The sequence below is a fragment of the Paenibacillus sp. RU5M genome (genome assembly GCF_900221055.1).
Lineage (GTDB): Bacteria > Bacillota > Bacilli > Paenibacillales > Paenibacillaceae > Paenibacillus > Paenibacillus marchantiae.
This window is the reverse complement of the sequence record NZ_OBQM01000006.1, coordinates 129,234-142,817: the sequence shown is the minus strand read 5'-3', so window position 1 is coordinate 142,817 and position 13,584 is coordinate 129,234. Positions and strand designations below refer to the sequence as shown.

At 46.4% G+C, this 13,584-nt stretch carries 13 protein-coding genes; 9 read left to right on the top strand and 4 right to left on the bottom strand.

Going from position 1 to position 13,584, the window contains the following annotated elements; translation table 11 throughout:
* Positions 1-47: 47 nt before the first annotated feature.
* From CRO25_RS18660 to CRO25_RS18630, 7 genes are all read left to right on the top strand, one after another.
* The gene (locus CRO25_RS18660; RefSeq protein WP_256863682.1) at positions 48-956 is read left to right on the top strand and encodes a helix-turn-helix transcriptional regulator; all 909 of its coding nucleotides are present in this window, start codon (positions 48-50) and stop codon (positions 954-956) included.
* 322 nt (positions 957-1,278) lie between these two features.
* The gene (locus CRO25_RS18655; RefSeq protein WP_079696011.1) at positions 1,279-3,003 is read left to right on the top strand and encodes an ABC transporter substrate-binding protein; all 1,725 of its coding nucleotides are present in this window, start codon (positions 1,279-1,281) and stop codon (positions 3,001-3,003) included.
* 101 nt (positions 3,004-3,104) lie between these two features.
* Positions 3,105-4,061 carry an ABC transporter permease gene (locus CRO25_RS18650; RefSeq protein WP_063563946.1) on the top strand — a complete coding sequence of 319 codons (957 nt, stop codon included), beginning with the start codon at positions 3,105-3,107 and terminating at the stop codon, positions 4,059-4,061.
* Positions 4,062-4,073: 12 nt separating this feature from the next.
* On the top strand, positions 4,074-5,015 hold the full coding sequence (opp4C, locus tag CRO25_RS18645; protein WP_079696010.1) for an oligopeptide ABC transporter permease: 942 nt from the start codon (positions 4,074-4,076) through the stop codon (positions 5,013-5,015).
* A gap of 9 nt (positions 5,016-5,024) precedes the next feature.
* The gene (locus CRO25_RS18640) at positions 5,025-6,008 is read left to right on the top strand and encodes an ABC transporter ATP-binding protein (RefSeq protein WP_079696009.1); all 984 of its coding nucleotides are present in this window, start codon (positions 5,025-5,027) and stop codon (positions 6,006-6,008) included.
* On the top strand, positions 6,001-6,966 hold the full coding sequence (locus tag CRO25_RS18635) for an ABC transporter ATP-binding protein (RefSeq protein ID WP_079696008.1): 966 nt from the start codon (positions 6,001-6,003) through the stop codon (positions 6,964-6,966). Before CRO25_RS18640 ends, CRO25_RS18635 begins: the two co-directional genes overlap by 8 nt.
* Positions 6,967-7,190: 224 nt before the next feature.
* Positions 7,191-7,682, top strand: a complete 492-nt coding sequence (locus CRO25_RS18630) for a hypothetical protein (protein ID WP_079696007.1) — start codon at positions 7,191-7,193, stop codon at positions 7,680-7,682.
* Between the two features lies 1 nt (position 7,683).
* Here the strand turns inward: CRO25_RS18630 and CRO25_RS18625 are convergent, their stop codons facing one another.
* From CRO25_RS18625 to CRO25_RS18610, 4 genes are all read right to left on the bottom strand, one after another.
* Positions 7,684-8,625, bottom strand: a complete 942-nt coding sequence (locus CRO25_RS18625) for a hypothetical protein (protein ID WP_179800942.1) — start codon at positions 8,623-8,625, stop codon at positions 7,684-7,686.
* 4 nt (positions 8,626-8,629) lie between these two features.
* Positions 8,630-9,220 (bottom strand): RNA polymerase sigma factor, encoded by a 591-nt coding sequence (locus CRO25_RS18620; RefSeq protein ID WP_079696005.1) that lies wholly within the window; start codon positions 9,218-9,220, stop codon positions 8,630-8,632.
* Positions 9,221-9,433: 213 nt separating this feature from the next.
* A complete protein-coding gene (locus CRO25_RS18615; protein WP_079696004.1) occupies positions 9,434-10,666 on the bottom strand; it encodes an aminopeptidase in 1,233 nt (410 codons plus the stop codon).
* Positions 10,667-10,748: 82 nt separating this feature from the next.
* Positions 10,749-11,981 carry an aminopeptidase gene (locus CRO25_RS18610; protein WP_079696003.1) on the bottom strand — a complete coding sequence of 411 codons (1,233 nt, stop codon included), beginning with the start codon at positions 11,979-11,981 and terminating at the stop codon, positions 10,749-10,751.
* A gap of 214 nt (positions 11,982-12,195) precedes the next feature.
* Between CRO25_RS18610 and CRO25_RS18605 the strand changes: the two genes are divergently transcribed.
* Positions 12,196-12,462 (top strand): hypothetical protein, encoded by a 267-nt coding sequence (locus CRO25_RS18605; RefSeq protein WP_079696002.1) that lies wholly within the window; start codon positions 12,196-12,198, stop codon positions 12,460-12,462.
* A 184-nt stretch (positions 12,463-12,646) separates the two neighbouring features.
* Complete coding sequence (locus CRO25_RS18600; RefSeq protein ID WP_079696001.1) at positions 12,647-13,456, top strand: MBL fold metallo-hydrolase; 810 nt, start codon at positions 12,647-12,649, stop codon at positions 13,454-13,456.
* Positions 13,457-13,584 lie beyond the last annotated feature (128 nt).

The following is a 13,584-nucleotide window of genomic DNA, read 5'->3' as shown; positions in this document are numbered from 1 at the left end:
CAAACAGGGTATAATGGAACGACTTTGCAAGATAGGAGAGGTTGAGATTGAGCTATCGCATTGAGGTTGGATTTACGCCTGTATTTGAATTCATGGCTAGTTTGCATACATATATTTGCCGAAAATCGCATAAAAAGATTGATTTATCTATAGCCTGGGCGCAAGAGACAGAAGGGCAACTAACCCCTGAGCTTGCTGCTGTCTTGCAAAATATGAACGTGGATGATGATTGGAAATGGATGTATCTGCTTGTCTGTTTGCAAGTGGAAGCCGAGGAGCCGGAGGATTTTATTGAATGGTTCAGCCAACGAACAGTGCTTGAACTCCATGACATTTTTAGTCGGTACAGCTTCCCGTATACAGATGATATCGCTGCTTTCCAGACTAAGATGACCTATGTCTTAACCGGGTGGAATGAGCAATATTTTAGCTTGCTTGATCCCGTAATCTTACAACATCTGCGCCAGGAGGTTCTGAACCGCAAGGAACAGTTAAGTCAATCTCCCCAGGAAAAAGTACTCGACGATGCGACCAACGGTTTGATGTTCCGGGACATAAAGGGGCTGGAGAGACTGCTGCTTGTACCACAATTTCATTTTCAGCCGCTAAATGTCATCCTGCATTTTGGGGATACTCTGCTGTGCCATTATTCCTCCAGATTGTATATGGGAGACCATGAGTATATTCCGACCCATCATTTGCGTGTGATTCGCAGCTTGGGAGAGAAGAACCGACTGAAAATCATGCGTTTTCTGCATCAGGGACCGCGTTCGTTCATAGAAATTGTTCGTCACTTGAAGCTCTCCAAAGGAATTACTCATGACCATCTTTCCAAGCTTCGTGGAGCAGGGTTGGTCTATGCTCATTTTGAAGGAGAGAGCCTGGTTGAGTATTCTCTTCGTCTTCATGCACTGGAGCAGATTTTGCCGAATGTCATGAATTATTTGGAGCAATAACGTTTATCAAAATGTGGTTTTTAGAAAAAAAGTATTCCTCTGATACAGCCGTATGTTTGTTGTGGCCGAACTGAAATTTATTCAGGAAATCCGCGCAAAACATACGGCTATTTTATCGCTTTAAAGTGGATATTAATGGGTTTAATATAAATATTTTTTTGTGGTTCTCTATTTACAGAACCGAATGCGGTTCTTATAATAGGGCTTATCGAACTTATACCTTACTAATTTCATAGGAATTATATATATTCTGGATTATTTCGGGAATTAGGAACGGCTGAGCGAGAAAAATATGGATCATTTATGAATTGGGGAGGATTTTATGAGAGTGAAAGGTTTATCCGTGGCATCGTTAATTATCAGTAGTGCAATTGTGTTATCGGCATGTGCTGGAGGTGGGGGAGCAGAGACCACTACTGCTGGAAGCGGGACAACGAATCCGGGTACACAAGCCACTCCGGTTTCAGCAGCACTGGATGCACCATTTCAGGCAACGGACCTGAATCAATTACCTGAGACGGCAAAAAAACGGACGGATACGGTTATTGTGGGACTTACGGATCCCAGCGGGGCTTTCACACCGTACTTCCATCAGAGCGGATATGATGGCAACGTTGCTTCATTGCTTTTTGCTTCGCTCGTGACCGTAGATGAGAAGGGATTGCCTGTTCCTGATCTCGCTGAAAGCTGGGATGTGTCCGACGATCAGCGTACATACACGTTTCATCTGAGAAAAGATTCCAAGTTCAGTGACGGCTCCGCGCTCACCGCAGATGATATTGCTTTTACATGGACCATTCTGCATGACAAGTCGTATGACGGGGGATTTGATATTTTCTCCACCAAGGTGAAAGGCGGCAAAGCGTATACCGAAGGAAAGGCAGATCACATTGAGGGTATTAAGGTCATTGATCCGTTAACGATCTCGGTCACACTGGAACAACCAAACGCAACTGCTCTGCTTACATTGGGCTCAGAGGTGTTGTCCAAAGCCTACTACGGCAAAGACTATCAATTCGGCAAGCTTGAATACATTAAAAATCTTCATGCAACACCTGTAGGTAATGGTCCTTACAAACTTGAAAAGTTCATTCCGGGTCAGGAAGTCCGATTCGTTGCCAATGAATTCTACTACAAGGGCAAACCGAAAACCGAGCATTTCATATATAAAACATCGGAAGGAGACACCTGGCAGTTTATTGAGACCGGAGAGATCGACTTCACTTCGTTCACGGCTACCCAGGAGAATATTGATAAGCTGAAAAATATCCCATACCTCAACCTTCTGCCTTACACACCAAGTACATACGGATATTTACAGCTCAATCTGGAACATGAACAGCTTCAGGAAAAAGAAGTACGGCAAGCCATCACCTATGGCCTGGATCGACAGTCCATCTATGTGGACGCCAACCAAGGGGCAGGAGCTGTTGCCAACATCCCGACTTCACCTATTTCATGGTCTTATACGGAAGAAGGTATTAATCCATACGCCTATGATCCGGACAAAGCCAATCAATTGTTGGACGACGCAGGCTGGGTGACTGGAACGGATGGCATCCGTGAGAAAAACGGGAAAAAGTTATCCCTGCATTTCCTCGGAACGAAAAGTCCAGCCACGGATATCTTCATTGCTGTAGCCAAAGAAAACTTCGAGGCGATTGGCGTGCAGTTCCAGCCTGAAGTCTTCGCGGATTTCAACTCACTTGTCTCCAAAGTGGAGGGCGGCGATTACGACGTGGCTTCCTTCTCCACACCGATGCTAACGGATCCTTCAGACGGGGTACTGCAATTTGTGGATGGTGAGCTGAAAGGGTACGACAATCCCAAAGTGAAAGAGCTGTACAACAAAGGTCTGGCTACGACAGACATAGAGGAACGCAAGGCAGTATACAAAGAGCTGTACCAGTTGCTCAACGATGAGTTGCCTGTCATTTTCACCAGTTACAAAAAAACAGTTTACGCTTATAACGGTCGGATCGATGGGCTCTCTGTCAGTCCATACCGCGGGATTGCAACCAGCTTGCCGGAATGGTCTCTGAAATAAGCGGTGGTATGAATCAAGAAACATCAATACCGAAATAAACAAAACGTCCCTTGTGTTTGCGATGTCGCAGATGCAGGGGACGCATTGATAAGGAGCCTGATATGAGCACTTACATTGTGAAACGGATGACATACATGGTTCTTATTTTGCTGGCCGCTTCCGTTCTGATTTTCAGCCTGTATGCACTTACTCCTGGAGATTACATCTCCAGCAACATTAAGCTGAGTCCTGAGCGCAAGGCCGAACTGCGCGAATTATACGGACTGGACAAGCCAGTTATCGAACGGTATCTCATCTGGATGAAAAATGCTGTACACGGGGACTTCGGATATTCATTGGCACAACAAAAGCCAGTACTCTCGCTGTTCAACGAATATATCTGGAATTCATTCCTGTTAGCTGCGGTGACCACGTTCCTGACCTGGTTCATCGCGGTTATTATCGGTGTGATCGCTGCCTATAAGCAGTACTCGTGGTTCGATACCTTCGTGATGATAGGCATATTTGCAGCCATGTCCGTGCCATCCTTCTTTATCGGATTGTTTTTGATTAAACTGCTGGCGGTTGACTTAAAATGGTTGCCTCCAGGCGGCATGATGACTACAGGAAGTAATGCCACCGGTCTGGCCTATGTCAAAGAGGTGATTCAGCACATGACCTTGCCTGTAATTGTCATGACCCTGCTTGGGGTAGGCTCACTTACCCGTTACTTCCGCAGCAACATGATTGATGTGATCAAGCAGGATTATATTCGAACAGCGCGAGCCAAGGGTTTAAAAGAAAGCAAAGTGTTATATACCCATGCCTTGCGCAATGCTCTTTTACCTGCAATTACACTGATTGGATTCGAGCTGCCGTCCTTATTCGGCGGTTCACTGATTATTGAGAAAATATTCAGCTGGCCCGGTATCGGCCAGTTATATATGCAGTCCTTCTCACTGCGTGATTATCCGCTGCTGATGGGCTTTACCATGTTTATCGCCATCCTGACCGTCATTGGAACGCTACTGTCTGATGTGCTCTATCACATCGCAGATCCGCGTGTCCGTTTGCAATAGGGGGCTATGAAAATGACAATCTCTTCATCGTCTGTAACGAGAAATGCCGCAGAAGCTGCCTTACCTTTAAAGGTTCCTACCAAGTCTTCTTTATGGAAATTGTCGCTCCGAAGACTGCTCAAGAACAAACTTGCCGTTGGCGGATTCATCGTGGTTTTGTTGATGTTTGTGGCTTGTTTCATTGGACCGCTGTTCTCACCTTATACCGATAACAAGATCAATATGGCGGCAATGAAACAAGGTCCAGGCATTCATCATTGGCTTGGTACAGATGCGCTTGGTAGGGATGTGCTTACCCGTGTGCTGATGGCTGGTCGTATCTCGCTCACTGTTGGTTTGGCTTCCATGGTTCTATCCGTATTTATCGGCTCCTTGCTTGGAGCCATCGCCGGATATTATCGTGGCATTGTTGATCAGGTCATTATGAGGATTGCCGACTTGCTGCTTACGATTCCGGGATTGCCGCTGCTGTTCATTTTCGGCGCGTTGTTATCGGATTGGAAAGTTCCACCGGATTCCAGAATGTATATCGTCATGCTGATGCTCAGCTTTGTCAACTGGCCCGGTATGGCCCGAATGGTACGGGGACAGATGTTAAGCTTGCGGGAGCGTGAATTCATGCAGGCTGCTGTTGTTCTTGGCTTGCGTGACCGTCGCAAACTGCTTCACCATCTTCTGCCCAATATTGTCCCGCTGCTCATCGTCATGGCGACTCTGAATATCGGTGGGTCCATTCTAAGCGAGTCAGTACTCAGCTTTTTTGGACTCGGTGTCATGCCGCCAACGCCTACATGGGGCAATATGATCGATGCGGCCAACAACATGATTGATTTTCAACAGCATCCGTGGTTATGGATTCCGCCAGGGCTGTCCATTTTCGTGACCGTTATTGCGATTAACATTTTTGGTGATGGTCTTCGAGACGTATTAGATCCCAAACAGAAGAGAAGGTGAGCACGCCTCATGCAAAATATGATTGAAATTGAACAACTTGAAACTCATTTTTACTCGGAAGAAGGCAATGTCAAAGCCGTCGACGGCGTAAGCCTGAATGTGCGTGAAGGGGAGACGGTGTGCATCGTTGGTGAATCGGGCTGTGGAAAAAGTGTAACCGCTATGTCGATCATGGGATTGATTGAAGAACCGGCAGGCAAGGTGGTAGGCGGTGCGATCCGTTTTGGTGGACGGGATCTGCTCCGAGAAAGTAAATCTTCGCTGCGCGCCATCCGGGGCAATGACATCTCCATGATTTTTCAGGAACCGATGTCCTCTCTGAATCCCGTTCTGAAGATCGGTGAGCAATTGATGGAGCCGCTAATTGTACACTTGAAAATGAGTAAAAAGCAGGCTCGTGCACGAGCGGTTGAACTCATCGCCGAAGTTGGTATTTCACGACCGGAACAGATTGTAAACAGCTATCCGCACGAACTGAGTGGAGGCATGCTGCAGCGCATTATGATTGCCATTGCCATCTCATGTAACCCGAAGCTGTTAATCGCGGATGAACCAACCACCGCACTGGATGTGACCATTCAAGCGCAGATATTGGATATGTTACAGCACATCAAGTCCCAGTCAGGAACCTCCATTCTGATGATCACGCATGACCTTGGCGTTGTAGCCGAAATGGCGGATTATGTCGTTGTAATGTATGCAGGCAAAGTGGTAGAAGAGGGGGAAGTTGTGCAATTGTTTGAGTCTCCCAAACATCCATATACCCAGGGATTGCTTCGCTCTAAGCCCATTATCAATCAAAGGCAGGACGAATTGTATTCGATACCCGGACATGTACCTGATCCACTATCCTTAAAAGATTCATGTCATTTTGCTGATCGTTGTGAGCACTGTATGTCGATATGCACCACGCAAATGCCTACGCTGAAGCAGCTTGGGCCCGGACAGAAGGCTGCATGCTGGCTGTATGAGGAGGCGTTGAGTCATGTCTGAACCTCTATTGGAAATCGAACATCTCAAAACCTATTTTCCAGTGCGCAAAGGTTTATTGAATCGAACAGTAGCCCATGTGAAAGCGGTCGATGATATCAGCATCACGATCCATGAAGGTGAGACGTTTGGATTAGTGGGTGAATCCGGAAGTGGCAAGAGCACCGTGGGAAGAACCATCGTGCGCTTAACAGAGAAAACGGAGGGACAGATTCGTTTTCAAGGTGTAGACTTGCATCATTTATCTATGCAGGAAGTGCGGAAGATTCGTCCGCAGCTTCAACTTATTTTCCAAGACCCCTATAGTTCACTAAATCCACGCATACGTATTGGTGATGCGATCGGGGAGGCTGTATTGGATCACGGATTGGCGACCGCGAGCGAGGTTCGTGATCTCGTCAAGGAGGTACTCGGAGCCTGCGGATTATCATCTTATCATATTGATCGTTTTCCCCATGAGTTCTCTGGTGGACAGCGACAGCGGATAGGGATTGCGCGAGCTTTGATCTTAAATCCAAAACTGATTATCGCAGATGAACCGGTATCTGCACTGGACGTGTCCATTCAGGCTCAGATTATTAACCTGTTCAGACGGCTTCAGCAAGAGCGTGGCCTTGCTTACTTGTTTATTTCGCATGATCTGAGTGTAGTGGAACATCTGTGTGACCGCATTGGAGTGATGTATCTGGGCTCCATGGTCGAGACGGCTTCCAGAGATGAGTTGTTCGGCAATCCACTGCACCCGTATACGAAAGCTTTGCTATCAGCTGTACCTGTGCCGATTCCCAAATTGAAACGGGAACGAATTGTACTTAAAGGGGATATCCCCAGTCCGGTGAATCCGCCAACTGGCTGCAAGTTCCATACACGTTGTCCATGGGCAAAAGATATCTGCAAGCAGCAAATTCCAGCGTACCGTAACGTTGGAGCGGATCATTTTGTAGCCTGTCATTTGGTCTGAGGCATGTGAGAATAATTTCATATCAACGTTATCTTATGGATACGGAATGGAATTATTTAGGTTTCATCCATTCAGTATGTATTTACCCGATGATGCATCAGAGAACCAAAAGACGCTGCCGACATGTAAGTCGGAGCGTCTTTTATTTTTTTGAAACCTTCTAACCACTACATCCGTTTAATATTTACACAAAATCAAATTTGGAAAATGAAGGGTGGATACATATGCGGAAAATAAGAATAACGTCCATGTTGAAAGTCATGATTGTTGCAGCACTATCGGCACCCATAATTCTTGCTATACCAACCGCCGGGGTAGCTGTAGCCAGTCCAAGTATCCAGCCTCACGCGCTTACTCCACCACCACCGCCCTTGGAACCAAGTGTTAATATGTTGTCTTCCCCAAATTATATTTATCAGGCAGAGGGGACGGTTACACCTGGAGGGGGGCTGACTGCGGTTGTAAATACAACAACAACGACCTTCTCGGAAATGAAATCGCTGCAAGTCGATTATCGACTTGAGCGCTGGACGGGATCGGCCTGGATACTCTATCAATCCGGTTCCAAGAAGAAAACGCAAACGCAGACCCTGAATGCCCAATCGAAGTGGACGGTTATAACCGGATATTACTATCGAGTCGTCAGTCTTCACACGGCCGACGATGGGGTCAAGCTTGAGACGACAACACATATTTCAAGCAACGTATTATTTTAATTTACTTGCGAGTACTACCTGGAAATTTTTGTTCCTGCAGGTCATTGGCAATGGCAGTCATCTCTTCTTCCGAGACGGTTCCGAATAAGCTCATATTGACAGAACCCATCATCCATTGAAAGGTATTATAGGGGGGACCGAGGTACATAAATGCATTGCTGCCATCAGCCAATTTGACGATACTTGTTTCGCGAAGCATGGGCCCCTCAATGATCTGACCAGGCGAAACATAGGCATAATCAAACTGAATGACTTCTTCTTCACCATTTTTGCCTTCGCCGCTATAACGAATCCTCATGCGTTGAGATTCGTAATAATCTTCCGGATTGACGGGATTGAGGGTATCCAGCATGAGCTCAAATTTGATCTTTGTAAACCGCTCGGGAATCGCTTTTGATAACAAAAAATCACCCATAAATCCCGAGCGTGCTATTTCCTTGGTTACAACAACAGCTTCAAGTAAATGTGATGTCTCATAGAAGGGGAGAACTATATCTTCATCCTCTTGTGGTTCGTCTCCAGAATAGAATTTGGGAGCTTCATTAACTCCGCGTTCAGGAGGTGGAGGGGTCTTGGCTGTCGACGGATCAGCGCCCAAATGAGTAGTACGATCCTCGATAACAATGGATTTCATACCATTGCCCCAGTCCTTGATGGATTGTACAAAAGGGGAGACGGCTTGCGTCCCGGTAGGCATACTGAAGATGACGGCGCCGATGGTCACGGACGCAGCAACAATGACAGATAAACGTATGGTGCGCATTCTTTTCTTGCGTATGCCAACCCGGGCAATTTCCTTTTGAACTCGGAGCCAGGATTGACGCATGGGTTCGGTGTGGGAAGCAGGGGTGGCAGATACAGCCTGATGGAAGGCCTCGTCAAAAGCCATATCAAACGCGGCATCAAAAAAATCGTCTTCCAGCTCTGAATCAAATGAATCCATATGCTTATCGGACTTGCCTTTGCTCAATACTTCCACCCCATTCCTTATGTAATTTCTTCTTAATACTTCCTCGGGCTCTGAACAAACGTTGCTTCACTATCTCTTCGGATGTATCAAGCAGATCGGCCATTTCCCGATAGGAAAGACCCTCTTTCCAGCGCAGCTCCACGAGTACACGGTATTCCGGCTTAAGCTGTTCCAGATAGAACTCGATGGATTCCTTCATCATTTGAGTCTCCACCGTGCTCTCTACGGAAGCTGCCGTCTGATTAATTGTCTCCATATCTATAAAAACACTATCCGTATCCAGTTGGTTACGGTTATTTTTATTTTTTCTCAGATAATTAATGGCGGTATTCCGTGTGACAACCTTCAGCCAGGCTTTCAGTTTGACTTCGTTGTCAAAGAGAGGTTTGTTTTTAATGATTTTGATAAAAGCTTCCTGAATGATATCTTCTGCTGCAGCACGTTCTTTGATGATGTAAACGATGAGACCATGTACCATATTATAGTATTCGTAGTACACTTCTTCTTGAAGCTGAGGGCCCAAATTATGGAAATCTGAGGCTAAGAGTAATTGGAGCCGATTGGCCATGATGTTCTCCTTTCTGGTGAACAATCCACAAACATTGGTATCATTTCATTTTACAACATTATATGGAAGCGATACAATGGGAGGTTAGTCCGACAGAAGCAGAAAAAGTATAGCCGAAATAGAGAGAGGCCGCCTCACTAACCAGTAAATTATGGTTAGTAGGGCAGCCTCTATGTGTTATTTAATAATCGTAGAATAACAGATACAAATGGCTTAGAAAGCCCAATCGCCGTTCAGGAAGATGGCTTCACGCTCGCCATTCGCTGTAACACCGTAAATGTTCGTTTCCGGCGATCCCATCATGAAGTCCACATGTGTAATGCTGGAGTTCATGCCGCGAGCTGCAAGCTCTTCGGTTGACATGGTTTTGCCACCATCAATATTGAAAGCGTAGGAACTGCCGATAGCGAGGTGACATGATGCATTCTCATCATATAGCGTTGTGTAATAGAGAATACCACTTTCCGAGATTGGAGAATGGAAGGGCACCAAAGCGACTTCGCCGAGATAATGCGAACCTTCATCCATTTTAATGAGTCTTTCAAGGGTATCTTGACCTTCTTCGGCGTGGAAATCAATGATGCGTCCGTTCTCAAATGTAAGGGAGAAACGATCAATGATACTTCCGCCATAACTGAGTGGTTTGGTACTGGACACTTTGCCGTTTACCCCATATTTAGCCGGCGCGGTGAATACTTCCTCTGTCGGAATGTTGGCTACAAAATGAGTACCTTGTTCGTTAATGCTGCCAGCCTGCGCCCAAATGTGCCCTTCAGGAAGATCAACAGTAAGGTCGGTTCCCTGAGAAACAAAATGCAGTGTTTTATATTTTTTGCTGTTCAGGGCAACTGCTTTGTGCTCCAATCGCTCAATATGCTGCTCCCAAGCCGCTACAGGATCTTCGAGATCAGCTCTTACAGCAGCAAAAATGGCTTCCCAGAGCTGTTTCATCTGCTCGGCAGGGGGAAGGTCAGGGAAGACTTTGGCGGCCCAATCCGGCGAAGGACAGGCTACTCCTGTCCAGCTCATTTTGTCCGCCTGCTGATACTGACGGTATTTGGACATCGCCTGTCCGTATGTACGCTGATGGGTGGAAATGCGTTCTGGATCGATGCCTTTTAGCAGGTCTGGGCTGGATGACAATATGGTCAAGAACGCAGCATTGTTCGCTGCCAGCTCCTCAAGTTCAGCGGCATGCCATTTCGGTGCATCTTGGAAAGAGTCCTCAGGCGCCATTTCAAAGCGCAGCCGATTGACAGTTTCGTCTCCATATTTGACGATGACTTTCTTTGCTCCGGCCTCGTAGCCTTTACGCACCAACAAACGCACGAATTCAGCTGTATCAATCATCGCGCTGATAACGAAGATTTGTCCGGGCTGAACGTTGGCTCCAACTTTTACAGCCAGTTCAGCATAACGATCCAGTTTTTGTTCAAAATTCAACATATCAAGTTCCTCCATATCATGAATGCTCCGCATACGCAGGAAAAGAGAGGAGTGACCCTCTCTCTCATTTACATCGTCTAAATTAGAAAGCCCAGTTGCCTTGCAGGAAGATTGGCTCTTCGCTACCTTCGGAAGTGACACCGTGAATGTTCATTTCTCCTGATCCAATCATGAAATCCACATGAGTGAGACTGGAGTTCATGCCATGGCTGATCAATTCATCCTTGGACATCGTTTTGCCGCCTTCCAGACAGAAGGCATAGGCGTTACCGATAGCCAGATGGTTGGATGCATTTTCATCAAAGAGGGTGTTGTAGAACAAAATATTCGTATCCGAAATTGGCGATTGATGTGGAACGAGAGCTACCTCGCCCAGATAATGTGCGCCTTCATCCATTTCGATTAAGCTTTTCAATGAATCGAGTCCTTGTTCAGCAGTATAATCGACAATTCGGCCATTTTCGAAAGTGATGGAGAAGCCGTCGATCAGGTTGCCACCATAACTCAGTGGCTTGGTGCTGCGAACTGTACCGTTAACTCCGGTTTTCAGTGGAGCGGTGAACACTTCCTCTGTAGGCATATTGGCAACGAAGACGTGTCCCTGCTCATTGATGCTTCCACCGGATACCCACAGATGACCTTCAGGAAGCTCGATCGTCAGGTCTGTGCCAGGGGCAGTATAATGAAGTTTTTTGTATTTCTTCTCGTTAAGCAGATCTGCGCGGGAGTCGAGATTCAGCAAATGCGTTTTCCATTCTGCGACAGCATCCTTCTCACCAATGCGAACGGTTTTGAAGATGACATCCCACAATTTATCAATTTGCTGCTCAGCCGGAAGATCAGGGAATACTTTGGCTGCCCATTCAGGGGAAGGAACTGCCACAATGGACCAGCTGAATTTGTCTGCCATCTGATAGGAACGATATTTCTCCATCGCTTTACCGCGAACTTTCTGACTAGTCACGATGCGTTCTTGAGGAACACCGGCAAGCAGGTCCGGATTTTCTGCAATAACATGCAGAATGGCGGCACCTTCTTCTACGAGTTCAGTCATTTCCCCTGCAAACCATTTTGGTTCAATGGAGAAGGATTCCTCTGGTGCGAGATCATAGTGAAGACGTGTAATAACCTCATCACTCCAGTTTACTTTGACCAACTTGGCACCTGTGCCATAAGCGGCTTTGACGATCAGGCGCACAAAATGTGCTGCGGAAATGGGTGCGTTTACGACGAGCGTCTGCCCAGGATGGACATTGACACCCACTTTGACTGCCAGTTCGGCATATTGTTGTAAATTCGTTTCAAAATTGTTCATGCTATTTGTACCTCCTGTTTGGTATAATGTCGTAGCTGTTTGTTATTATAGTCCTCATTACAGGTATGTAAGGAGTCAGTAAGGTTCCCTCATTGAATAAGGTATACGTTGCTACGATATATATTGTACAATTAACCAATAATAATTACCAAACTAGGTTTACCATAAATTGTGGAGACCTGCAACTGAAGAGAGATTAAAGGAGAGAACGATTGTGAATATTGAGATTATTCGTGCAGAGATGCGTCGTGAAGATGAGAAGAATTATGTAGGAAATACGGTTTTTCGTGCAGAAGGCGAAAAGTCAGTTTATGAGATTACGTTTATGAGCAAGAACGGCAAGGATTGGGACTATAGTCTGCATTTCACTGAACAATCCGGTGATGAAGATGAATTGCTGCGTATGGACGAGCTGCTTGAAAACGATGATGATATGTACAATCAACTGCTTGATGCGGCACTGGATGCTTACCCGGCATAATAGGACCGAGAGGTTCTTGTTCTAATATGGAATGTAGCTGATTATACTAGACGGTGTATGCCTGAAACAGGGCGTCCATCGTCTATTTTATTGGGAATAAAGAATAGTTACTCCAGAAAAGGGAAGTCTATGACAGATGAATGGAACCAGAGAGACAATCCGCCTGAATGGGAGGTAACCGTGAATGGCATCTGACAATCTGATTACAGCAGGAATGACGGGACTTGAAGAAGTCGCGCACGATATCCTCAGTCTGCGTACACTGTTCGTTAATGTTGTGTTCATAGGGGAGCCTGGAAGCAGGAACTGGGTGCTCGTGGACACTGGAATGGCCAGTTTCACTGATCAGATTCTTCATGTTGCAACTGAACGCTTTCCTGGTCCACCGTCTGCGATTATTTTGACACATGGTCATTTTGATCATGTAGGGACCGTCATCGAACTCGAACAATTCTGGGGTGTCCCGGTGTATGCACACCCGCTGGAACTGCCTTATTTGACAGGTGTGAAAGATTACCCTCCGGCGGACCCTACTGTAGATGGCGGTTTGATGGCACGGCTGTCATTTGCTTATCCTAATGAAGCTATTAATCTCGATGATCGGATATTCAGTCTGCCGGATGATCATTCAATCCCAGGTGTTTCTGGATGGGAATGGCTGCATACTCCCGGTCACACACCGGGCCATGTATCGCTATTTCGAAAAGAAGACCGTATCCTGATTGCGGGAGACGCGATTGTCACTGTGAAACAGGAATCGCTCTGGAGTGTGCTGCTTCAGGACAAACAGTTGCACGGTCCACCCACATATTTCACGACGGATTGGCAAGCGGCTCATCGATCAGTTCAGCATATTCGACGACTGGAGCCCATAGTTGCTGTTACCGGGCACGGTCATTCCTTAACCGGAGAAATGCTGAGAGATTCGCTGGAGCGACTCGATCTTGATTTTGAACAGACCGCCGTTCCGGATCACGGCAAATATGTGGATTAATAGAGCCGATGTCATACAGGGGTATTCCATTGAAATCTGGAATGATTCCATTACGGCAGCATAAGGGGATGGAGACAGCCACGGAGCATCGTAGCTGTCTTTTTTGTCGTTCTATCATGAATTTGTTC

Excerpts from the sequence above, each read along its gene's own strand:
- CRO25_RS18655 (WP_079696011.1), top strand. The coding sequence starts at position 1,279 with ATGAGAGTGAAAGGTTTATCCGTGGCATCGTTAATTATCAGTAGTGCA.
- CRO25_RS18650 (WP_063563946.1), top strand. The coding sequence starts at position 3,105 with ATGAGCACTTACATTGTGAAACGGATGACATACATGGTTCTTATTTTG.
- opp4C (WP_079696010.1), top strand. The coding sequence starts at position 4,074 with ATGACAATCTCTTCATCGTCTGTAACGAGAAATGCCGCAGAAGCTGCC.
- CRO25_RS18640 (WP_079696009.1), top strand. The coding sequence starts at position 5,025 with ATGCAAAATATGATTGAAATTGAACAACTTGAAACTCATTTTTACTCG.
- CRO25_RS18635 (WP_079696008.1), top strand. The coding sequence starts at position 6,001 with ATGTCTGAACCTCTATTGGAAATCGAACATCTCAAAACCTATTTTCCA.
- CRO25_RS18630 (WP_079696007.1), top strand. The coding sequence starts at position 7,191 with ATGCGGAAAATAAGAATAACGTCCATGTTGAAAGTCATGATTGTTGCA.
- CRO25_RS18625 (WP_179800942.1), bottom strand. The coding sequence starts at position 8,625 with ATGGATTCATTTGATTCAGAGCTGGAAGACGATTTTTTTGATGCCGCG.
- CRO25_RS18620 (WP_079696005.1), bottom strand. The coding sequence starts at position 9,220 with ATGGCCAATCGGCTCCAATTACTCTTAGCCTCAGATTTCCATAATTTG.
- CRO25_RS18615 (WP_079696004.1), bottom strand. The coding sequence starts at position 10,666 with ATGTTGAATTTTGAACAAAAACTGGATCGTTATGCTGAACTGGCTGTA.
- CRO25_RS18610 (WP_079696003.1), bottom strand. The coding sequence starts at position 11,981 with ATGAACAATTTTGAAACGAATTTACAACAATATGCCGAACTGGCAGTC.
- CRO25_RS18600 (WP_079696001.1), top strand. The coding sequence starts at position 12,647 with ATGGCATCTGACAATCTGATTACAGCAGGAATGACGGGACTTGAAGAA.